Annotated in this window: 22 protein-coding genes; 13 read left to right on the top strand and 9 right to left on the bottom strand. The window is 56.5% G+C overall.

Annotation, left to right across the window (positions count from 1 at the left end; genetic code table 11):
- The first annotated feature begins 3 nt into the window (after positions 1 to 3).
- Positions 4 to 312 (top strand): PA4642 family protein, encoded by a 309-nt coding sequence (locus tag ONV78_RS01830; RefSeq protein ID WP_279500609.1) that lies wholly within the window; start codon positions 4 to 6, stop codon positions 310 to 312.
- A 74-nt stretch (positions 313 to 386) separates the two neighbouring features.
- Here ONV78_RS01830 and ONV78_RS01825 read toward each other — a convergent pair whose 3' ends face one another.
- Both ONV78_RS01825 and ONV78_RS01820 read right to left on the bottom strand, forming a co-directional pair.
- Positions 387 to 836, bottom strand: coding sequence for an Hsp20/alpha crystallin family protein (locus ONV78_RS01825; protein WP_279500608.1), 450 nt, complete (start codon positions 834 to 836; stop codon positions 387 to 389).
- Between the two features lie 229 nt (positions 837 to 1,065).
- A complete protein-coding gene (locus tag ONV78_RS01820; RefSeq protein WP_279500606.1) occupies positions 1,066 to 1,608 on the bottom strand; it encodes a gamma carbonic anhydrase family protein in 543 nt (180 codons plus the stop codon).
- Between the two features lie 208 nt (positions 1,609 to 1,816).
- On the opposite strand from ONV78_RS01820, the gene prlC reads away from it, so the two are divergent.
- Positions 1,817 to 3,850, top strand: coding sequence for an oligopeptidase A (prlC, locus tag ONV78_RS01815; RefSeq protein ID WP_216735266.1), 2,034 nt, complete (start codon positions 1,817 to 1,819; stop codon positions 3,848 to 3,850).
- Between the two features lie 68 nt (positions 3,851 to 3,918).
- Positions 3,919 to 4,158 (top strand): YheV family putative zinc ribbon protein, encoded by a 240-nt coding sequence (locus ONV78_RS01810; protein WP_127967807.1) that lies wholly within the window; start codon positions 3,919 to 3,921, stop codon positions 4,156 to 4,158.
- 37 nt (positions 4,159 to 4,195) lie between these two features.
- On the opposite strand, the gene ONV78_RS01805 is transcribed toward ONV78_RS01810, so the two are convergent.
- Both ONV78_RS01805 and ONV78_RS01800 read right to left on the bottom strand, forming a co-directional pair.
- A complete protein-coding gene (locus tag ONV78_RS01805) occupies positions 4,196 to 4,843 on the bottom strand; it encodes a hypothetical protein (RefSeq protein ID WP_216735267.1) in 648 nt (215 codons plus the stop codon).
- Positions 4,844 to 4,936: 93 nt separating this feature from the next.
- Positions 4,937 to 6,271, bottom strand: a complete 1,335-nt coding sequence (locus ONV78_RS01800; RefSeq protein WP_279500604.1) for an MATE family efflux transporter — start codon at positions 6,269 to 6,271, stop codon at positions 4,937 to 4,939.
- A gap of 247 nt (positions 6,272 to 6,518) precedes the next feature.
- Between ONV78_RS01800 and coxB the strand changes: the two genes are divergently transcribed.
- Genes coxB through ONV78_RS01785 form a run of 3 tightly spaced genes read left to right on the top strand, consistent with a single transcriptional unit; the run spans position 6,519 to position 10,198 of the window.
- Positions 6,519 to 7,640, top strand: coding sequence for a cytochrome c oxidase subunit II (gene coxB / locus ONV78_RS01795; RefSeq protein ID WP_216735269.1), 1,122 nt, complete (start codon positions 6,519 to 6,521; stop codon positions 7,638 to 7,640).
- A gap of 39 nt (positions 7,641 to 7,679) precedes the next feature.
- Positions 7,680 to 9,260 (top strand): cytochrome c oxidase subunit I, encoded by a 1,581-nt coding sequence (gene ctaD / locus ONV78_RS01790; RefSeq protein WP_216735270.1) that lies wholly within the window; start codon positions 7,680 to 7,682, stop codon positions 9,258 to 9,260.
- A 53-nt stretch (positions 9,261 to 9,313) separates the two neighbouring features.
- Entirely contained in the window at positions 9,314 to 10,198 is an 885-nt protein-coding gene (locus ONV78_RS01785) for a cytochrome c oxidase subunit 3 (RefSeq protein ID WP_216735271.1), read from the top strand.
- A 75-nt stretch (positions 10,199 to 10,273) separates the two neighbouring features.
- Here the strand turns inward: ONV78_RS01785 and ONV78_RS01780 are convergent, their stop codons facing one another.
- A complete protein-coding gene (locus tag ONV78_RS01780; RefSeq protein WP_164887160.1) occupies positions 10,274 to 10,477 on the bottom strand; it encodes a twin transmembrane helix small protein in 204 nt (67 codons plus the stop codon).
- Positions 10,478 to 10,609: 132 nt separating this feature from the next.
- On the opposite strand from ONV78_RS01780, the gene ONV78_RS01775 reads away from it, so the two are divergent.
- The 5 genes from ONV78_RS01775 to ONV78_RS01755 all read left to right on the top strand — a co-directional run bounded on the left by ONV78_RS01775 (position 10,610) and on the right by ONV78_RS01755 (position 15,408).
- A complete protein-coding gene (locus tag ONV78_RS01775) occupies positions 10,610 to 11,344 on the top strand; it encodes an SURF1 family protein (protein WP_279500595.1) in 735 nt (244 codons plus the stop codon).
- Complete coding sequence (locus tag ONV78_RS01770; protein WP_279500593.1) at positions 11,322 to 11,945, top strand: hypothetical protein; 624 nt, start codon at positions 11,322 to 11,324, stop codon at positions 11,943 to 11,945. Before ONV78_RS01775 ends, ONV78_RS01770 begins: the two co-directional genes overlap by 23 nt.
- A gap of 96 nt (positions 11,946 to 12,041) precedes the next feature.
- Entirely contained in the window at positions 12,042 to 13,130 is a 1,089-nt protein-coding gene (locus ONV78_RS01765) for a COX15/CtaA family protein (protein WP_279500591.1), read from the top strand.
- Positions 13,127 to 14,026, top strand: a complete 900-nt coding sequence (cyoE, locus tag ONV78_RS01760) for a heme o synthase (protein ID WP_279500589.1) — start codon at positions 13,127 to 13,129, stop codon at positions 14,024 to 14,026. Before ONV78_RS01765 ends, cyoE begins: the two co-directional genes overlap by 4 nt.
- A gap of 116 nt (positions 14,027 to 14,142) precedes the next feature.
- Complete coding sequence (locus ONV78_RS01755; RefSeq protein ID WP_279500587.1) at positions 14,143 to 15,408, top strand: serine hydrolase; 1,266 nt, start codon at positions 14,143 to 14,145, stop codon at positions 15,406 to 15,408.
- A gap of 29 nt (positions 15,409 to 15,437) precedes the next feature.
- Here ONV78_RS01755 and ONV78_RS01750 read toward each other — a convergent pair whose 3' ends face one another.
- On the bottom strand, positions 15,438 to 15,794 hold the full coding sequence (locus tag ONV78_RS01750) for a hypothetical protein (protein ID WP_216735276.1): 357 nt from the start codon (positions 15,792 to 15,794) through the stop codon (positions 15,438 to 15,440).
- Positions 15,795 to 16,095: 301 nt separating this feature from the next.
- Between ONV78_RS01750 and ONV78_RS01745 the strand changes: the two genes are divergently transcribed.
- Complete coding sequence (locus ONV78_RS01745) at positions 16,096 to 16,335, top strand: hypothetical protein (RefSeq protein ID WP_127967819.1); 240 nt, start codon at positions 16,096 to 16,098, stop codon at positions 16,333 to 16,335.
- Between the two features lie 17 nt (positions 16,336 to 16,352).
- Here the strand turns inward: ONV78_RS01745 and ONV78_RS01740 are convergent, their stop codons facing one another.
- The 3 genes from ONV78_RS01740 to ONV78_RS01730 form a co-directional block, all read right to left on the bottom strand.
- Complete coding sequence (locus ONV78_RS01740) at positions 16,353 to 17,441, bottom strand: SMP-30/gluconolactonase/LRE family protein (protein WP_279500584.1); 1,089 nt, start codon at positions 17,439 to 17,441, stop codon at positions 16,353 to 16,355.
- Positions 17,442 to 17,482: 41 nt separating this feature from the next.
- Positions 17,483 to 19,252 carry a hypothetical protein gene (locus ONV78_RS01735; protein WP_279500583.1) on the bottom strand — a complete coding sequence of 590 codons (1,770 nt, stop codon included), beginning with the start codon at positions 19,250 to 19,252 and terminating at the stop codon, positions 17,483 to 17,485.
- Between the two features lie 442 nt (positions 19,253 to 19,694).
- Positions 19,695 to 20,444, bottom strand: coding sequence for a hypothetical protein (locus ONV78_RS01730; protein WP_279500581.1), 750 nt, complete (start codon positions 20,442 to 20,444; stop codon positions 19,695 to 19,697).
- 98 nt (positions 20,445 to 20,542) lie between these two features.
- Here ONV78_RS01730 and ONV78_RS01725 point away from each other — a divergent pair, with 98 nt between their 5' ends.
- The gene (locus tag ONV78_RS01725) at positions 20,543 to 21,679 is read left to right on the top strand and encodes a M14 family metallopeptidase (protein WP_279500580.1); all 1,137 of its coding nucleotides are present in this window, start codon (positions 20,543 to 20,545) and stop codon (positions 21,677 to 21,679) included.

Raw genomic sequence — 21,679 nt, 5'->3', positions numbered from 1 at the left:
GATATGAGCGGTCCTTCACAACCGAAGGTAGTGGATGAGGAATGGAGCGATGAACGGGTTCAGGGCTTTTTAGAACTGAAGCCACGGGATGAATCTGATCCCGATTATCATGTTCTGCGTCAGGCCTATGAATACATGCTGGCCCGCGATTACGCGCGTTTCGTGGCCTATTTCGCGGAAGCTGACCGCAATATCAATGCGTTGAGTCCAGAGGGCGAAACCATGCTGGATCGCGTTGATGAGCATGCTCGTGGCGCGGAATATGCGCAAATCCTGCGCGACGCCGGCGGTAAAAAAGCGGCTGAGCTGTAAAAAGCAGGCTTAAAAAATAAGGGGCGAACTATGGGTCGCCCCAGATGGTTTGCGGTGATCGTAAGTCGTTCGACTTACTGTACGTTGATCTCGATCGCTTTCGGCTGCGCCTTTTCCACCTTGTTCAGATGCAAGGTGAGGATGCCGTCCCGGTACTCTGCGCGAATGTTGTTTTCATCCACATTATCCGGCAGCGTGAAGGAGCGTGCGAAGTTTCCGTAAAAGCGTTCTACGCGATGATGTTTCTTGTCGCCTTCTTCCTTCTCCAGCTTGCGCTCGCCCTGAATAGACAGCACGCCTTCGTGGACAGCCACCTTGACGTGGCTTTTATCCACGCCAGGCAACTCAGCCTTGATCAAGAACGCTTCTTTGGTTTCCGTGATATCCACGGCAGGAGCCCAGTCGGCTTTGCGGATCACTTCTTTGCCGTTTTCGCTGGTGCGAGCCTGACCCTGCAAAGAGCGGTTATAACGGTCGAGAATATCTTCAAATTCAGAAAACGGGTTCCAACGGGTAATCGCCATAGTTCTATCTCCAAAAAGAGTTTAAGTACAAATCGGTTGGCCTGATGCGACAGGCCCTCTGTAATCATTTACACCTGAAACTGCTGATTGGGGTGACGTCTTGCCCCGGTTACGCTGCGTATCGTGATAATAGAAATAATGGCGTTAAAAATGTTTTCAAGGGGCGCCCTAGTGACAAAAAAATCATATTCTGATTTACGTCAATTTCCACTGCGTCCCTGAAATGCGGCTACTCGCCCCAGTTTTCCTGCAAATGCCGGTCTTTCAATTTGACGTAATTGGCGGCGGTGTACTGGAAAAATTTTTTTTCCTTGTCGCTGAGCGGACGGGCTTGTTTCGCAGGCGCGCCAACGTACAAGTAACCGCTTTCCAGGCACTTGCCGGGAGGCACAAGCGTACCGGCGGCGATCACCACATCGCTCTCCACATGGGCTCCATCCATGATGATGGTGCCCATACCGACGAGGATGCGGCTCTCAAGCGTGCAGCCATGCAAGATAGCCTTGTGGCCAATGGTGACGTCCTCACCGATCGTCAGTGGATAGCCGTCGGGGTTGAAAGGTCCGGCGTGGGTGATATGCAGCACCGATCCATCCTGCACGCTGGTGCGCGCGCCGATGCGAATTCGGTGCATGTCGCCGCGTATCACGACGGTCGGCCAGACGGAACAGTCGTCGCCCAAGTGGACGTCGCCGATGACGACGGCGGTGGGGTCGATAAAGACGCGCTCTCCCTGCGTCGGGGTGATTCCCTGATAAGTGCGCACAGGCATGGTGGACTCCAAGCATCAAAAATCTGAAGCGCCGTAGACGGGCTCAAGGGCCCGAATGGCGGATTGTTACTTTAGCATTGATCGGACTATTCTAAAGCAGGATTCAGCGGCGCATTACTTGAAAGCGGCCCCGCACGCCCACATTTTGTTTGCTCGGGGGCGTTGCGATCAGCAACCCCGGAAGACTCGTCAATTCAGGAATATTTCAATGACCAATCCATTGCTCGCCGATACGGCGTTACCCCCGTTCTCACAGATTCGCGCCGAACATGTCAAAGAGGCGATGGACAAATTACTTGCCGAAAACAGACAGCGCATCGCCGAGCTGGCGGCCCAGCCCAGCTTCAACTGGGATAATCTGGCGCAACAAATGGATAACATGTCGGACAAGCTGAACCATGTGTGGTCCCCGGTCAGCCATCTGAACAGCGTGCTCAACAGCGAAGCGCTGCGTGAGGCTTACAACGCCTGTATCCCCGAGCTGTCCCGCTACGGTACGGAAATCGGTCAGAACAAGGCGCTGTACGACGCTTATCACGGCATTAAAGAATCTGATGAATTTAGTTCGCTCAGCGAAGCGCAGCGTAAATCCATCGACAACACCCTGCGCGATTTTCATCTGGCCGGCGTTGATCTGCCGGAAGATAAGAAAGCGCGCTATATGGAAATTTCGCAGCGTTTGGCGGAGCTGGGCAGCAAGTTCAGTGATAACGTGCTGGACGCCACTCAGGCATGGACCAAACATGTGACGGATGCCGCTCTGCTCAAAGGCATGCCGGACTCCGCACTTGCTGGCGCGCGCCAGGCCGCCAAGTCCCGTGACAAAGAAGGCTATGTGCTGACGCTGGATTTCCCCAGCTTCTACGCGGTGATGACCTACTGCGAAAATCGCGAATTACGTCAGGAAATGTACGAGGCCTACAACACCCGCGCTTCTGAACAAGGGCCCTACGCCGGTCGCTGGGACAATTCGGAAGTGATGCAGGAGATCCTGGCGCTGCGACTGGAGAAGTCGCGTCTGCTGGGTTTTAACTCCTACGCTGAATACTCCCTGGCCACCAAAATGGCGCGTACGCCGGATGAGGTGCTGGGCTTCCTGAACGAGCTGGCGGAGAAGTCTGTAGCGGTGGCGCGTCAGGAGTTTGCAGAGCTGCAAGCGTTCGCCGCGGAGCAGGGACAGACGGAACTACAGTCCTGGGATGTCAGTTTTTATTCAGAGAAGCTGCGTCGTCACCGTTATTCCGTGTCTCAGGAAGAGCTGAAGCCTTACTTCCCCGCTTCGAAAGTGATCAATGGCATGTTCGCTGTGGTGCAGCGCCTGTTCGGCGTTACTCTCGACGAAATTACGGAATTTGATAGCTATCATTCAGACGTGCGCTACTTCAAAGTGCGTCGTGACGGCGAGGAAATCGCCTCTATCTATATGGATTTGTTCGCGCGGGAGAACAAGCGCGGCGGGGCCTGGATGGCGGATTACGCCGTACGTCGTCGTTTGGACGACGGCTCTGTGCAGAAACCTGTGGCGTTCATCACTTGTAACTTTGCGCCGGCGACGGAGGAGCATCCCGCCCTGCTGACGCATGATGAAGTCACCACGCTGTTCCACGAATTCGGTCACGCTCTGCATCACATGCTGACCACGGTGGATTGCAACGATGTTTCCGGCATCAATGGCGTGCCTTGGGATGCGGTAGAATTACCCAGTCAGTTCCTGGAAAACTGGTGCTGGGAGGAAGAAGCCCTGGCGCTGATTTCCGGTCATTACCAAAGTGGCGAGCCGCTGCCGAAAGAATTGCTGGAAAAAATGCTGGCGGCGAAAAACTTCCAGTCCGGCATGCTGATGGTGCGCCAGCTTGAGTTCGCTTTGTTTGATTTCCGTCTGCATCATGAATACGACGGGTCGGCGGATTTCGCCGTCCAGCAGGTGCTGGACGAAGTGCGGGATAAAGTCGCAGTGATCAAGCCGCCCGCTTTCAATCGTTTCCAGCACAGTTTCAGTCACATTTTTGCTGGCGGATACGCCGCAGGCTATTACAGCTATAAATGGGCGGAAGTGCTGGCGGCGGATGCGTTTTCCTTGTTTGAGGAAAATGGCGTGTTCGATCCAGAAACGGGTCGACGCTTCCTGCATTCGATTTTGGAAAAAGGCGGCAGCCGCGAGCCGATGGATTTATTCATTGAATTCCGCGGGCGTCCGCCGGAAGTGGAAGCGTTATTGCGTCAAAGCGGCATCGCCGCCTGAGAGAACCAGCAAGGCCTGCGTTGTGGGCCTTGTCGACATTCAGCAATCGTATTTACCTGGTAGTGCATATGGTGAAGCGTTTTATCGCGGGGGCGGTGTGTCCCCGCTGCGGAGAGATGGACAAGATCGTCAGTTACGCTGACGAAGATCAACGGCAAGTGCGTGAATGCGTGGCTTGCGGTTTTTTTGAAAAGCTGCGCGAAGCTGACGGTCCGGCGGAGCTGCAAACCCGCGTCACCCGCCCGAAACAGGCGGAGGCGCAAGTGCAGACGATCAAGTTCTATCCCCGTCCCAAGAAAGAGCAATAACGACGATATGAGCTTTCAGCCCCGTTGTTGACACCTGTCAGCAACGGGGCTGAAAGCTCATGCGGATGTGATGCTTGTCCAACAGGTTCAGCCAATCCTCGTTCAGAGGACGCCAGCGCTGGGTGTTGGTCTTCGCCAGAAAGGGCGACAGATCCAAATGGTAGAAGTCCGGTAAGCTTACCATCTGGCGCACGGTCAGATGGGTGGCTTGATCCAGTTCATTGGCGAAGGGTTCGCCGATCAGATGATGGGCCAACAGATTGGCCTGAGTGGCCTGCAGATCGCAGATGGGACTGTTGCGCAGGCTGCGATTGTTTTCATAAACCTCCTCCACCAAACGATGGCTTTGATAGGCCATGATCAACAGGCAGTCCAAACCGGTATGGCGCAGCACCAGCACGGATGGGTGCGCGAAATAATGGATGGATTTCTCGATGAAGGGCGCGAACAGCTTTTCCGTCTGGCTCGCAGCGGCGCAATGCGCCACGCACTCCACTAAACGCGGGGCGAGTTCGATATAATCGATGACGAAATGAATGAGGTCTTCAACCGGCTGTGATCCGTTCAGTTCAATGACTCGGTGCAGAGAATCCAGTTGCTGGCGAAGCCACTTGGCGTAATTTTGAGTTTTAAGCTCTGCGGCCTTAGCCTGATTGATGATCTCGTATACTGCAGCGAGGCTCATCTATAACGATTTCCCTAAGTGACAACTATAAAAAACTGTTTCAATCCGGACGCATGACTTCAGTGTAGTCAAGGGTTAGCAAAGTGCGTAATACTAATTTGTAATGAACCACTTTTCATGCTGACAAAATGTTTTGTACAGCCACGCCTGATAGGCGCCTCTGGCCGCCAGAAACAGACAGAGTGAAAACCAGAGTCCGTGATTGCCCCAACCCTGAGTGAGCCACCAGCTGGGTAAAAACACCAGCAGTGTCGCGACGATGATTGTATCCCGCATTGCCTTGCCTTGGGTAGCGCCGACAAACACACCATCGAACAGGTAACTCCACACGCCGATCAAGGGACACAGGATCAGCCAGATCAGATAGCGGCTCGCTTCAGTGCGGATGACTTCCAGGTCGGTGAGGCGGTTGATCAGCCAGTCGCCTCCCAGCCAGAACGCCAGCGTCAGCAGCAGTGCGGTCACCAGGGACCAGACGCCCCCTATTCTGGCGGTGCGGCGCAGCATGGCCTGATCGCGCTTGCCTACGGCTTCTCCACACAGAGCTTCTACGCCATTGGCGAAACCATCGAGGGCGTTGGAGATGATCATCAGAAAAGTCAGCAATACGGCGTTGGCTGCCAGAACGTTGGTTCCGAGCTGTGCGCCCTGCGCGGTGAAGAAAGCGAAAGTGAACAGCAGCAGGATCGTGCGAATGAAAAGGTCGCCATTCAGCTTGAGCAGCTTGGCGAAGGCGCTGCGCGCCCACAGCTCAGGGTTGCGTAACTGCGCAAGGAAATTCCCCGCATCACCGCGAACGACGAAATAGAGTCCTAGGACCAGACTGTAATACTCAGCGATGAGTGACGCCCAAGCCACGCCGTCGGCGCGCATGCCGAAGCCGACCACGAACAGCAGGTCCAGCGCGATATTCACGATGTTGGCGCTGACCGCCAGAATCAACGCGCTGCGGGTGCGTTGGCAGCCTATCAGCCAGCCCACGACACAGTATTGAAGCAATACGGCGGGAGCGCTGAAGATGCGAATTTCCGCATAGTTGTGGGCCTGCGTCCAGATGTCGCCAGTGGCCTGCATCCATTCCAATCCCAGGGGCAATATCCAGGCGCGATTGAGGATCATGAATAACCCGATGCCGAGCGCGATGGCGGCCGCCCGCAAAAACTCGCGGATCAACCTGCCCTGGTCTCCAGCGCCCCAGGATTGCGCCGCCAGTCCGGTGGCGCCCATGCGCAGAAAACCGAACGCCCAGAACAGAAATGTGAACAGATTTCCCGCCAGCGCCACGGCCCCGAGATAGACCGGAGAATCCAGGTGTCCCAGTACGGCGGCGTCCACCAGACCCAGCAACGGCGTGGTGATATTACTCAGAATTAACGGCCAGGCGAGGGCCCACAAACGCAAGTGAAGCGTTGCCGGGGGATTGCTCATGAAACTCCTGAAGATGTGGCGGTCAGATCACTGAAAGTGACCAGATTTGTGCATGAAATCAGCTGGATAGCTTTTTTACCTAAACCATGACTGAACAATTGCCAGCCCGATCCAAGTTTGTCTATACTGGCGCTGTACCTTGCATTTGACTTCCTACAAACGTAGTCGACGGACCGCTGTAGGCGGGCCGTCTTGCAGGAAGTGTCCGGCAGTAACAATAAAAACTAAGCTGTGGAGACACAATAATATGATGTCACGAAGACGCGCAATAGCGGTGGCTTCGCCCGTTCCGTTTGTATCTGCGTCCGCTTCGGCCGCCTGGGAATTGAACATGACTCCCGGGGTGACTGAAGTGAGTCAGTCAGTATACAGCCTCCACATGACTATTTTCTGGATCTGCGTGATCATAGGGATAGTGGTGTTTGGAGTAATGTTCTGGTCGATCTTCAATCACCGCAAAAGTAAAGGGGCGAAACCCGCCCAATTCCATGAAAGTACGACAGTCGAGATTATCTGGACTGTTATTCCCTTCCTTATTCTCATTGGCATGGCCATACCCGCGACCGGCACTCTGGTCAAAATGTATGACGCCAGTGAAGCGGATATGGATATCAAGATCACCGGTTACCAATGGAAATGGCGATACGAATACCTGAATCAGGACGTCAACTTCTTCAGTAATCTGGCGACCTCCCAGGACCAAATCTACAATCGCGACGACAAGGGCGAACACTACCTGTTGGAAGTGGACGAGCCTCTGGTGTTGCCGATAAATCAGAAGATTCGTTTCCTGGTCACCTCCGCCGACGTCATCCACTCCTGGTGGGTGCCCAGTCTTGCAGTCAAGCGCGACGCCATTCCCGGCTACGTTCGCGAAGCCTGGACCGTTATCAAGGAGCCCGGTATTTATCGCGGTCAGTGCGCTGAACTGTGCGGTAAGGACCATGGCTTCATGCCTGTCGTGGTGAAAGCCGTGCCTCAGGAAGAGTATCAGGAATGGCTCCTGGCCAAACAGGAACTGGCTCGTCAGGAATACGAGTTGAAGAACAAACAATGGACGATGGAAGAATTGGTTGCACGCGGGGAGAAATCCTATGCGTCCAATTGCGCAGTGTGCCATCAGGCCAATGGCGCCGGTCTGCCGCCGACATTCCCTGCTCTTGCTGGCAGCGGCATAGTCAAAGGCCCGGTAGAGAAGCACGCCGAAGTTGTATTGCACGGGGTGTCAGGCACCGCCATGCAGGCGTTCGGAGCGCAGCTGAGTGAAGTTGATATCGCCGCTATCGTGACCTACGAGCGTAATGCTTGGGGCAACAAGATGGGCGACATGATTACTCCGCAACAAGTTGCAGAGTTAAAGAACAAGTAGTTCTCAGCGACACACAACCAATTTAAGAGGAGTTTGACCATGAGTGCGGTACTAGGCGCTGACGCGCATCACCATCACGGTCCGGCTAAAGGCTTCAAGCGGTGGCTCTTCACCACCAACCATAAAGACATTGGCACCATGTACCTGTGGTTCAGTTTCGCCATGTTTCTCATCGGGGGCACCATGGCCCTGGTGATTCGGGCGGAATTGTTCGAACCAGGCATGCAGATCGTCCATCCGGAATTTTTCAATCAGATGACCACCATGCATGGTCTGATCATGGTGTTCGGGGCGGTCATGCCCGCCTTCGTAGGGCTCGCCAACTGGCTGATTCCCATGATGGTCGGGGCGCCGGATATGGCGCTGCCCAGAATGAACAACTGGAGCTTCTGGATTCTTCCATTCGCTTTCGCCATGTTGTTATCCACCCTGTTGATGGAAGGCGGCGGTCCTAACTTCGGTTGGACTTTCTATGCGCCTCTCTCCACCACCTACGCGCCAGCGAGCGTGAACTACTTCATCTTCGCAGTGCACATGATGGGGATCTCCTCCATCATGGGAGCCATTAACGTGATCGCGACCATTCTGAACATGCGGGCGCCGGGCATGACCCTGATGAAAATGCCTCTGTTCGTGTGGACCTGGCTGATCACCGCCTTCCTGCTGATAGCGGTTATGCCGGTGCTGGCGGGCGCCGTCACCATGATGCTGATGGACATCAACTTCGGCACCAGCTTCTTCAAAGCGGAAGGCGGCGGCGATCCGGTGCTGTTCCAGCACGTATTCTGGTTCTTCGGCCATCCGGAAGTGTACATCATGATCCTGCCCGCCTTCGGCGTGGCATCGCAGATCATTCCAACTTTCAGCCGCAAACCGCTGTTCGGGTATCCCTCCATGGTGTACGCCACGGCGTCGATTGCGATCCTGTCATTCGTGGTATGGGCGCACCACATGTTCACCGTCGGCATTCCGCTGGCCGGAGAACTGTTCTTCATGTACGCCACCATGTTGATCGCCGTCCCCACTGGAGTGAAAGTGTTCAACTGGGTCAGCACCATGTTCCGCGGCTCACTGACCTTTGAAACCCCGATGCTGTTCGCGGTGGCCTTCGTGATTCTGTTCACCATCGGCGGCTTCTCCGGTTTGATGCTGGCCATCGCGCCGGCGGACTTCCAGTATCACGACACCTATTTCGTGGTGGCGCATTTCCACTACGTGCTGGTGCCGGGCGCGATCTTCTCCATCTTCGCCGCCACCTATTACTGGTTGCCGAAATGGTGCGGCAACATGTACGACGAAACGCTGGGCAAAGTGCACTTCTGGATGTCGTTCATTGGCTTGAACATGACCTTCTTCCCGATGCACTTCGTGGGGCTAGCCGGCATGCCGCGGCGGATTCCTGACTACGCTCTGCAATTCGCCGACTTTAACCAGATATCCAGTGTTGGCGCGTTCGTTTTCGGAACCACGCAACTGCTGTTCCTGTTTATTGTTATCAAATGCATCCGGGGCGGTAAGAAAGCCACCGCTCAGGTCTGGGAAGGCGCGGACGGACTGGAATGGACGTTGCCGTCTCCGGCTCCCTACCACAGCTTCTCTGAGCCGCCTACTGTGAAGTAGGCGCGCAAGGGTATTGAGATAACAAGAACAAAATAACTGCCACGGGAGGACCTATGGCGACTCAACAAAGTTATTACGTACCGGAACAGAGTAAGTGGCCCATCATTGCGACGGTGGGGCTGTTTTTGACCCTTTCCGGTCTGGCGACGGTGATGGTGAACAAAAGCGGCGGCGACACCAGCACCGGCTGGTGGATGTTCAGTATCGGCGTTGCAGTGATGGTGTACATGCTGTTTGGCTGGTTTGGCAATGTAGCCAAGGAAAGCATGGCTGGATTGTACAACGCTCAAATGGACCGCTCGTTCCGCTGGGGCATGTCCTGGTTTATCTTCAGCGAAGTGATGTTCTTCTCTGCTTTCTTCGGCGCGTTGTTCTATGTGCGCTTCCTGGCCGTGCCCTGGTTGGCCGGCGAAGGCGAAGGCACTATGAACACCCTGCTGTGGTCGAATTTCGAGGGCTCCTGGCCCTTGCTTCACAACCCGGATCCGAAGGTGTTCCCAGGGCCGGAAGCGGTCATTAATCCCTGGAGCATTCCGCTGCTCAACACCGTGTTGCTGCTGACTTCCAGCGTCACTATCACCTTCGCCCATCACGCCATCAAAAAGAATGATCGCGACAAAGTGAAGTTATGGCTGGCGTTGACCATTCTGCTGGGTGCGGTCTTCCTGGGCTTTCAGGTTTACGAGTACATAGAAGCCTATCATGAGCTGAACCTGACGCTGGATTCCGGCATTTATGGCACTACGTTCTTTATGCTGACCGGCTTCCACGGCATGCACGTGACGCTGGGGGCGATTATCCTGACCGTTATTTTGCTGCGCTATATGAAAGGCCATTTCTCGGCGGAGCATCACTTCGGTTTTGAAGCCGCCGCCTGGTATTGGCACTTCGTGGATGTGGTTTGGGTGTGCCTGTTTGTGCTGGTTTACATCATGTAGTCTGATGACCGACCCGATGCTTGCGTCGGGTCTTTTGACCTCGCCGGAGCCGTGACTCCGGCGGCGTCCCAACGATTAGTGGGGCGTCGGATTCAACTGCAAATGCCCGCTGAACATCAGGACGAGCAGCACGACGATGAGGGCGACGGAAAAGCCCACACGATAGGTGAGCGCTTTAGCGGTGCGTTTACTGGTGCTGTCATCCTTGACCAGAAAAAACAAACCGCTGAAAAGACTGACGACTGCGCCTGTAAGTAGTAACAAAACAAGGATTTTCATGGGTTCCCTCTTATTTTTTCAGCCCACTATAACAAAGACATTGCAGACAAACTATGCGCGCAGCATCCGCGTGAAAACGCCGCTGGCGAAAATGTCTGCGGGCTTCTGGCCGGCATGTCGGGATGGGAATGAGTGAACTGGAAAATCCTGCTGTTCAGCCTGTTATTACTGCCGGTTTTGGTCGGGCTGGGTTGCTGGCAATTGCTGCGGGCGCAGGAAAAAGAACAGTGGTTGCAGGCCTATCAGAGCATGCAGAACAAGGCGCCGCAATCTCAGGACAATCTGCAGGAGCCGCCGCGCTATGCGCGAGTGTCAGTGTCCGGCGTTTACTCTGAGTCAGGCGACTGGCTTTTGGACAACCAGATACGGGAAGGCCGCTTCGGATATCGGGTATTTACGCCTTTCTGCCTTCGCGATGACGCATGCGTGCTGGTGGAGCGGGGATGGATACCGGGAGATTTGGACCGAAGCGTGCTGCCGACGATTCCTTCCGCGCCGGGACGGCTGACTTTGGAAGGACGCGCGGATCAGCTCACGGACAGCTACTCCATGGGCGCGAATGAAACGTCAATCTCCGCGCCCTATCGAGTGCAGACGCTCAAGCTGGAGGAAGTCCGCGAACGCTTGCCTGGCAGGTTGGCGGATTGGGTGTTGCGGCTCGACCCGAACCAGCCTGGCGCGCTGATGACTGTCTGGGAGCCCGTGGTGATGGGCCCGGAAAAACATTATGGCTACGCCGTGCAATGGTTCGCCATGGCGTTAGCGCTGGTGGCGCTGACGATCTGGAAATGGCGTCGCGGCGATAGTGAAGATAAGCAATTACAAGCAGCAGGAGAGACAGACATTGGAACAACTGGCCATGGTTGAAAACGCGCCTCCGTCCCGTGGGCGACTCAAACTCTGGGGCATCATCCTGGTGGCTGCGACCCCCCTTATTGCTGCGATGGTGATGTATTTCGGTCGCATTGGCATTCCGTCCGGCACCACCAATTATGGCGACCTGATCATTCCTCCTCTGGACGCCCTAGAGATCGGCGTGAGCCTGCCGGAAACGCGGCTGGATGAAATCACCCAGGCTGACGGCAAACGGCAATGGCTGATGGTCACCGTCGCTGGAGACGCCTGCAGTGAGCGCTGTTTGCAGGCGTTATACCTGTCCCGTCAGATCAATGTCGCGCTGGGAAAAGAAGCGGATCGCGTGGGCCGGGCGTTGCTGGCGGGAGCCGGCGACGCGGCGCTGCAACAAGCATTGAACGACTATCCCCGTATGCTGCCGGCGTCTTTTTCCAGCGCCGACATGGAGGGGCTGCGCGCAAAGTTGGACAAGCACAATATTCAATTGCAACCGTACGATATGCTGTTGATGGACCCGCTGGGCAACATCATGATGCATTACTCAGAGAAGCACGACGGCAAGGCGATCCTGGAGGATCTTAAGCGGCTTCTCAAAGTATCCAAGATTGGTTAGAGTGAGTCTGAAGACTTCCTCAGGGAGCCGTTGAGCCGGCAGTAAAATCAACGTCTTCCGAATGCAGTAACAACAATAACAAGAGGCGTTTGGAAAATGGACTATGTCGCCCCGCCGGCGCTAGTGACGTCGGCTGTCGTAAACCCGCGTCTGCAGTGGCTGCGTCGCCTGGTTATCCTGACCACGGTCTGGGCCTTCTGTGTGATTCTGCTCGGCGCATACACCCGTCTGGTGGACGCCGGTCTGGGATGCCCTGACTGGCCTGGCTGCTACGGCTTTCTTACGGTGCCGAACGAGGCGCATGAGATCGAAATTGCCGAAGCCCGTTTTCCCCACGCGCCAGTAGAGGTGCATAAGGGCTGGCCGGAGATGGTGCACCGCTACTTCGCCAGCGGTCTGGGCCTGTTGATATTCGCCATCGCCGCGCTGTCCTGGCGCGATGTTTCCCCCAACTCTGTTCCTGGCGCGCGTCGGCCGCCTCGCAAACTGACTCTGTTTTTGTGCGCCCTGGTGGTTCTGCAGGGGCTTTTCGGCATGTGGACTGTCACGCTCAAGCTCTGGCCGCAAGTCGTCAGCGCGCACCTGCTCGGCGGCTTCTGCACACTCACCCTGCTGGCGCTGACGGCCATGCGGCTCCTTGATAGACCGCTGACGGTCTCTGCGGAAACGCTGCGGCGCTGGCGTCGACTCAGGCCGCTGGCGTTGCTCGCCGTGGCGTTATTGGCCACACAGATTTTTCTGGGCGCCTGGGTGACGTCGAACTACGCCGCTGTCGCCTGTCCCGATTTCCCAACCTGCCAGGAAAAACTGTGGCCGGAGATGGATTTTCAGCACGGTTTTAATCTCACTCAGACCATCGGCCCCAATTATCTCGGCGGGCTGATGCATAACGAGGCCAGAGTCGCGATTCACATGACCCATCGCCTGGGCGCGGTGGTCGTGCTGCTGGTATTGGGCGGCTTTCTGATCGCCGCCTGGCGTCGCTCCCAGGGATCGCCTCTCCGGCGCAGCCTGGGTCTGACCGGAGCGCTGCTGCTCCTGCAGATTGCGCTGGGCGTAACCAATGTGGTGGCGCTCGTGCCATTGCCTGTGGCGGTGGCCCACAACGGCGTGGCGGCATTGCTGCTGATTTCCCTGGTATGGGTGACATACCGTTTATGGACTGCCAAAGAGGTGCGCTCATGAAAAATACCGCTTCCACTACGGCCGCCGCCGGCTGGCGCGATTACTACGAACTGTGCAAGCCCCGGGTGGTGGCTCTGATGATGCTGACCGCGGTGGTGGGCATGCTGCTCGCCAGCGACCAGGGCATGCCCTGGAATGCGCTGATTCTGGGTAACCTCGGCATCGCTTTGCTGGCGTCTTCCGCGGCGGCGATCAACCATATCGTCGACCAGAAAATCGATGCGGTGATGGCGCGTACGCAAAAACGTCCGATTGTGCAGGGGCGCGTGGATAACCTGCACGCTTTGACATTCGCCTTCGCTCTGGCGGTGGTGGGCATGGCGATTCTGGCCTGGGGCGTGAATCCCCTGACCGCCTGGCTGACCCTGGCGTCGCTGATTGGCTACGCGGTGGTGTATACCCTGTTCCTGAAACGGGCCACGCCGCAAAATATCGTGCTGGGCGGGCTGGCGGGCGCTGCGCCGCCCCTGTTGGGCTGGACCTCTGTGACCGGAACCGTCGACCCTCACGCGCTGTTGCTGGTGCTGATCATTTTCGCCTGGACGCCGCCGCATTTCTGGGCGCTGGCGGTGCATCGCAAAGACGAGTACGCCAAAGCCGGCGTGCCCATGCTGCCGGTGACCCATGGCGACCGCTACACCAAGCTGCACATTCTGCTATACACCTTTATGCTATTCGCCGCCACCATGCTGCCATTTATCACCGGCATGTGCGGCTGGATCTATTTTGTCTCCGCGCTGGCGCTGGGGTTGCGCTTCCTGGACTGGGCCTGGGCGATGTGGCGGGATTCGCGCAAGCATGCGGCCATCAAGACATTCCGCTACTCCATTACCTATCTGATGCTGTTATTCGTGGCGCTGCTGGCGGATCACTATATTCCGGTGACCCTGTCATAGCAGGCCACGCAGACGCTCAGGGAAAGACGCTGTCTCGCTCTGGGCATCTGCGTAAAAGCGTCTAGAATTTAACAGCTACGTGGGACGTTTTTTTCCGCCAACGTGGAAGTGCTGTTATGTTGAGTCTACTGCGAAATCCTCTGCGCTTGGCGGAGGTCGCCGCTGATCCGGCGCAGGTGAGCGTCATCGATGAGGGTCTGGAAGTCTGTCCGGAACGGGTGGATGTGGCGCCGGAAGGCGTACAGCAGATCTGGCGAGCGGTGGAGCGTCTATACGCCACTGGCACCCAGCCGGCGATCAGCTTGTGCGTGCGCCGCAAAGGCCGCGTCATTCTCAATCGCGCGATAGGTTACGCCAGCGGCGGCGGCCCCGGCGACGCGTCTGATGAGTTCCGCCAACCCATGACCACCGCCACGCCGGTATGCCTGTTTTCCGCTTCCAAGGCGGTGACGGCGGTGTTGATGCACAAGCTGGCGGAAGAGGGTCTGATCAATCTGCTGGACCCGGTCAGCTTCTACTTGCCGGAATTCGGCCAGCGCGGCAAACGCAATATCACGATTCACCAGATTCTCTCTCACCGGGGCGGCATTCCCGGTCTTCCCACCCACGAATCTCTCGACACGCTGTACGATCAGGAGCAAGTGTGGAAACTGTTGTGCGCAGCCAAACCTATCGCGGTGGACGGCGGCAAGCTGGCTTACCACGCCATCACCGGCGGTTTTGTGCTGCAAAGGGTGCTGGAGAAAGTGACAGGCGCTGGCATTACGGAATATCTGGAGCAGACGCTGCGTGCGCCGCTGGAGATGAAGTACTTTACCTTTGGCCTGGAGGAAGCCGGGAAGCATGCCGTCGCGCGTAATTACGCCACCGGTCCCGAGGCGCCGTTTCCCGTGTCCTGGGCGCTTAAACGCGCTCTAGGCGCGGACATGTCGGCGGCGGCGAACATTTCCAATGAGCGACGCTGGATGGACGCCATTATCCCCGCCGCCAATCTCTATGCGACAGCGGAGGAAACCTCGCGCTTTTTTCAGATGCTGTTGAATGGCGGCGAGTGGCGTGGACGGCGGATTCTGCAACCCGTCACCGTAAAACGGGCGACGCAGGAGTTCGGCGGCTGCACCTTCGATCGTACGATGATGATCCCCATGCGCTACAGCGCCGGCTTTATGCTGGGGGGAGATCCGGTGGGTTTATGGGGACCGCGCACGGAGCGCGCCTTCGGTCATATCGGACTGATCAATAAGTTCTGTTGGGCGGACCCGGATCGGGAGATTTCCGTGGCGTTGCTGACGTCGGGTCTGGCTTTGCTGGCGCACCATCTGCCGCGATTGGCTGCGTTGATCCGGCAAATCAATCTGCAATGCGCGCCGCTCGCACTGTAGTCGGAGCGACGCGAATTCGGGGCGTGGAATTACTCGTGACTGGACCAGCGGTTAGCCTGTTGTTCGATAATCAACATGACGTTTTTCAATAACTGACGCAGTCTGACCTGGGTCTGGGTGCGCTCCACCACCTGAGAGACGGACGCCTGCAAACGATGCAGTTTGGGGCTGACCTGTCGAATGCCTTCGGTGATCATCTCATAGGGATAATGGTGGTCCTGGATACTGAGCTTATTCAGCTCCGCCGCTTCCTGCTGGAATACGCTCAGCACATCATAAATCGTATCCTTGTTAGTGATGGTGGACGCCTCCCAATAGGCGTCGTCCAACACTTCGATCAAGCTGAGGAACTCGGTGCAGGCATCGGATATTTTTGCGGGTGTCATGTGCGCCTCAAATTTACGGATAAGCTTGGAACGTTCTACATTCAGCATAGCAAAAACTGGCGCAGGCGCCTGAAAACTGGACGCTCTCGCCCCGTCCTGGCGTCAGGAAGGCCTGTAACGTTAGTTTTAGCGAGGGTTAGCGTTATGTAACTGCACTGTGTGTGTTACGGCTAAAAATGTGTATTAAGGTTAAATTTTGAACTATTTCTCCAATTGTGGAAGGATTGTGGATATACTGGTTTTTACCTATCCCGACGGCGGGCGCTACGGGAGGCCAAACAACAACAGGAAGTCGTAAGCCATGAACACCCTTGAGGCTCAGCGTTGTCGCTTGCAGGAAGAGTTAGCGTTGGCGGAAAAAGAACTCGAAGAGTTATTACGCACCCCGAACCCGAACAAAACGATGGTGAATTTCTACAGCGATCTGCTGGTGCGCAACCGCGAGCTGATCCGCATGATTGACACTCACCTTAGTCAGTCGTCCCATTGGATTACTGACAGAGCGAACAGTATCGCCAAACTGGCGGACGGCGTCGCTTAATCTGTTTGCGGGTCCGGTTAAAGCCCCGGACTTTCGCTTTCACTGCGGGTTAAAGATAAACGGCCGATCCGGTCTCCGGTCAAGGTGCCGAACAACAGGATGTCGCCGACTTGCTCCACGGATGTAATGGTGTGCAGGCGCTCGCCCTCCGGGTCCTGCAGGTTGTGTAAAACCTCCCCCTGCTCATTAATTCCCAGCACGAATCCATAACGCTCCGCCTGCGGTTGCAGAGCTTCCGGCAGCTTGGACATGCGGCTTTTCAGCCAGGGAAACGAGTGGATGAAATCCAGTATCCCGTTGCGCGGCGCTATCAGCGCGATCCAGAACTCTCCCGCTCCGTTGCTGGAGACGCCATCGGGGAATCCGGGCAGATTCTCGATCAACATATCGCTGGTCCCCTGTTTGGGACCCTGCAGCCAATAACGACGCACCCGGTAGCGCCCGGTTTCGCACACCGCCACAAAATCCTCGTTTTGCGACAGCGCCACGCCGTTGGCGAAGTACAGGTCGTCCAGCAGAACCGTGGTGGCGCCGGTGGCGGGATCGTAACGGAGCAGGCGTCCGTGTGGACGGCTCTCGATAAGATCGAAGCGATGCTCATGCACGCCCCAGCGCCAACTGGCGTCGCTGAAGTAAATCACGCCGTCTTTGGCGACATCCACGTCGTCCGCGACGCCGAAAGGCAGATTGTCCGCCTTGCTGGTCAGCACGGTGAGTTTGCCCGCTTTATCGAGTTGTAATAATCCTTTTGCCGCGTCAGCCACAATCAGATCGCCGGCCGGATTGAACTCAATGCCCAGCGGACGTCCGCCGGTATTGGCGAGCACTTCAAATTCACCGTCTTTGTTGATGCGAATGATGTCGCCGTTGGCGAGCCCGGCGTAAACGGCGCCCTCGGCGTCCTGATCCACGTCTTCAGGGCCGTCCAGTCGCCCCTGGCCGATTAATTCCGCATCCAACAGCTTTTGATTCGGGGCGTAAGGCCCTTCCAGATCCGGCGCCGATGGGGCGTCATAGGCTTCCGGATCAATGACCGCAGGCGAGAATAAAAAGTAGGTCAGTAAGATGACCCCCACCACCGCCAGTAGTCTGAGAGAAGCTTTCATTATTCTGCGTCGGTTCCTGTCCGTTTATGGAAGCGGATAGGTTACTCCATCAGGCGATGTAATGCGTCATACTCGTAAGTGACCAGCATAATGACGTCGCCCTCTTCGCCCTGGGGTTCGGCGTCCACGGAGTAACGTTCCAGATAGACGTAATCCAACAGCCCATCCTCCCGATACGCGTAGTGTTCGCACCATTCGAAACCGGGGTCATGAATGTCGGTATAACGTCGTGTCAGTTTGCGGCCGTCGGCGTCGTAGGTAAAGTTGGAGGTCGCTATCTCGCACCCCGGCTCCGTAACGCAGGAACTCTCTGGCCTGTCCGTAAAGGTGCGCATGCCGTTCAGTCTGCCGTCGCTGGCGTAGGCGTATTGCGTGTTCAGCTTTTCCAGATTGTTATCGTAGGTGTCATTGGACAAATGTCCGTCGCCGTCAAAGACGAAAGCGCGTTTGACCAGCACCTGATTGTGGGTCGCGCTGTCGGTAGAATAGGAATTGATGCGTACGAGCCCCGCGCCTGCGTCTTTTTGCGGTCTCATCTGGCCGGTAACCGTCTCGCTGGTGCGCTGGCTCAATACAGCGTCGCCGACCTTGCTGAACGTTTCCACCCAACGACCGCGATCCAGCATCAGTGTGTTGACGACGTCCCACTCGCCGTCCGCGGGTGAAATTTCCGTATACAATGGGTCCAGGGTCAGGGAAGAGACATAGGCGTCCAGAGACAGGGCGCGACGGCTCATATCCACGCCGCCATCCAGACGCACCGCCGCCACCGCGCCTTTGGAATCGTAGGTCAGTCCGGCGCGACCAACGTGCTTGCGTTGCGGGTCCTGCACGCCGGCGAGGGCGAGCAGCTTCACATCGTTGTCATTGCGTCCCTCCAGCGCCGCGCTTTCCGTGTCCGGATGCACGTACCAGTTGATTTGCTTGATCGAAAGGGGATCGTTAAGGGCATTTTCATACTGCAGCGATGTTTTCCAGAGAGAGAAATCATAGGCCGCAAAGTCTTCCGTGGAGCGTATATCCTTCATGACGCCCGTCGCCGCATAGGCGATTTTCGGCGCGTTGTGCAGCAGACTGGCGCCCATGACTTTCACTTTGGTGGCGTCCAGATTGTCGAGACGCTGGGCGGCGTCAATACTTTGCGCCTCTTCCGTCATCATGTTCTGTAACGCCATGGCGAAAGCCTTGGCGTAGACGTGGTGGCGATACTGTCCGCTTTTGACGTAATCGAACAGATAATTGTTGTTAAAGCCCACACGCTCACGGGCGCGCTGGTGCGCCTGCTCGACGGTGGCTTCCGGGTTTTCCTCCCGCATCAGGTCGTACTGCATGCGCACCAGCGTGGTCAGCGGGGAAATGACCGGGCTTCCGGGCGGCGCCATCAGAAAATAGGCTTTATCCACCAGTCCCGGTTCGCTGGATGCGCAATCCGTGGCGGGAGAGACGGCGGCGTTCATCAGGTCTTCATCCTGAGTGATGCAGGGAAGCGCGTAGGCCATGAGCGGGTAGAGCTTGGGATCGTCCACGCCAGCTAACTGTTCCGCTGTGAACTCATACTCTCCACCGGCGCCGCTCATCACCGCAGGCTCGTCATCGCCAGCGAGATAATCTCCATTCAAATCCAGCCAGACTTTGGCCTGACGCAGATAACCGTCCAGCACCACACCGTGAAAGTTGGCGCTGGGCGGTGGCGGTTGCTCCGGCTCGCGAGGGTCGCGCAGAGTGGATACATCGGATTTCTCGCCGCCGCAGGCGCTCAGAAGCGGCGTCAGCAGACTGACGATAAGCAGTGCGCCACAGTGGATTCGCATGGTGTTCCCTGTCCTTTTTGTTTTTGTGAGCGAGTCAATCTAGCGGGGAGCAAGCGGAAATTCGTTGATAGGCTTAACAAATGCTTACAAAGGGCGAAAGTAGGGGAAAGAAGGCCGGCGGCGTCTGGCGCGCAGACAAAAAAATGCCTCGCTTCCGGGGTGTCCCTATTAAAAAGTCCATCCTGGTCCCATCGCGAGGCTTAAGGCACGAGCGTAGAGGTAACAGTCGTTGTACAAAAGAAGTACCCTGACTATTGATGAAGAAACGTTAAGCCTGTAACAACTTAGCGAAATCTCTTCACCCTGTTTATCGCACAGACTGTGCCAACCTTGCCATGCCTTATTAACCAATTGATAAATATGAATTTTATTTGATTCTGCGTAGATTTTACGGAGATCGAAGGGAAGATTTCGTGCCCTAAATCTAATCCTGACCGCTCCATTACGGTGCATTTTGTCTTTTTGGACAGGTTTTAATATTTGGACCGGTTTTAATGGCGGGGGCGTCCAGGTGCGGACGCTGACGATAGCCCAGACGACGCCAGATCATGGCGGTGAAGGCGAAATAAGTGGTCATGCTAGATGCAAAAAACCACTCAATGACATTCTCCCAACGATCCTTCGCGGGATTTTGCAGTACCAGGCTGTTGGCGACGCTGGCCAGACCCAGCGCCAGCATCCACCAACATAGCCAGGATTTCGCCCGCAGCCATGTCTGCACGCGGACGCTGGCGGGCCAATCGGAGGTGTGCGACAGGGTCAGGAGACTTCGCAATAACAGCATCTGCGCCAGCACGGTGAAAGAGAAATAAATGGTGACGCCGTACTGGCGTAACAGTCGGTAAATGCGTCCGTCCACGCCGAGGAAGTCTGCGTATAACACCAGAAACAGCGCGCCGATGGCGCCCAGGCACTGCATGGCGCGGACTACGCTGCTCGAAGACTGATGCAGCTTGAGGAAAGCGCCCGCCTGTAACCAGAAGGCGAGCAGTAAGACAGCGTGAATGATCATGCCGGCGCGAAACAGATACAGGGCGTCGCTGGAGCGCGCCGCTTTGCTGATGGACACGCAACCATCCCAGTACGGCAGACACCCATCGATGGCGCCGAGCAGAGTGCTCCACAGCCAGGCGGCATGGGCCACCAGCACAGGCAGTAAAAAATTGCACCAGGCGATTCGCTGCGGTTGCATGGCGGCCCACTTTGGCATCGCGTTTAGCTATTACTTTAATGCTATAGTGCGCACTTGACGACTGCGCTATTGAAGGCATGGAATTTATTCAGAGGTGAATGATGCGAACCGAGCGTATTCAATTGATGAGCCCGTCCCCCGGCACCCGTCGGGAATTGCTTGTCCATCGGCTGGGACAAGCGGATGCGCGCCCGAAAGTGTATTTTCAAGCCGGTCTGCATGCGGATGAGTGGCCGGGTCTGCTGGTGCTGCAGCATCTGCTGACCTTATTGCAGGAGGCGGAGCGCCAGAACGCGATTCAGGGTGAAATCATCGTGGTCCCTTACGCCAATCCCGTTGGACTGTCTCAGAATGTATTCGGCTATGTGGCGGGGCGTTTCGACCTGACCGGCACCGGCAATTTCAACCGCAACTTTGCGGACCTGTATCTGGACGCTCGCGACAGTGTGGAAGGTCGACTCGGCTCTGATCTGGAAACCAACAACGAACTGGTGCGCGAGGCCTTGCGCGCCGCCGTGGCGGCGGAGCTGGCGGAAGATGAAACCACCGCATTGAAGAAAACCCTGCTGGCGTTGTCCATCGACGCGGACTACGTCTTCGACCTGCATTGCGACGATCACTCCAGCGCCCATGTGTATTCCGTCAAACGTCAGGCGGAGAAAGCGCAGGACCTGTGTCGCCATATTGGCGCCCGTTATCTGTTGACGGAGGACCTGGACGGGGTCGTCGCCTTTGACGGCTCTCACCTGCAACCCTGGCACTGGCTGCAGAAGGATTTTCCCGATAATCCCATGGAAATGCCGAAGCTGGCGGTGACGGTGGAGTATCGCGGTCAATACGACGTCTCCGATGAACTGGCCGCCGTCGACGCCGCCAATCTGTTCAATTATCTGGTCAGTGAAAATCTGATTCGGGGCGACGCGCAGGTTCCGCAACTGGACGACATTCATGTCAGCCCATTGGAGTCCGTGGATTCCATGAAAGCGGAAGCCGCCGGTTTGCTGGTGTTCCAGAAGCCGTTGGACGCCTGGTTGGAGCAGGGTGATGTCTTCGCTGAGATCGTTAGTCTGGATGGCGGCGAGCCGAATCAACGGACGCCAGTGCGCGCGCGCACGGCGGGTTATCTGATGGCGCGCACTCACCGTCGGCTGGTGCGTCCGGGAGATCAGATCGCCAAGGTATGCGGCGAAGAACCGCTACCGCATCGCAAAATCGGCAATTTGTTGCAACTTTAG

It is taken from the genome of Hahella sp. CR1 (assembly GCF_029813005.1).
In the GTDB taxonomy this organism is placed as follows: Bacteria; Pseudomonadota; Gammaproteobacteria; order Pseudomonadales; family Oleiphilaceae; genus Hahella.
The sequence above is the reverse complement of the archived record's forward strand: the minus strand, read 5'-3'. Positions and strand labels throughout refer to the sequence as shown.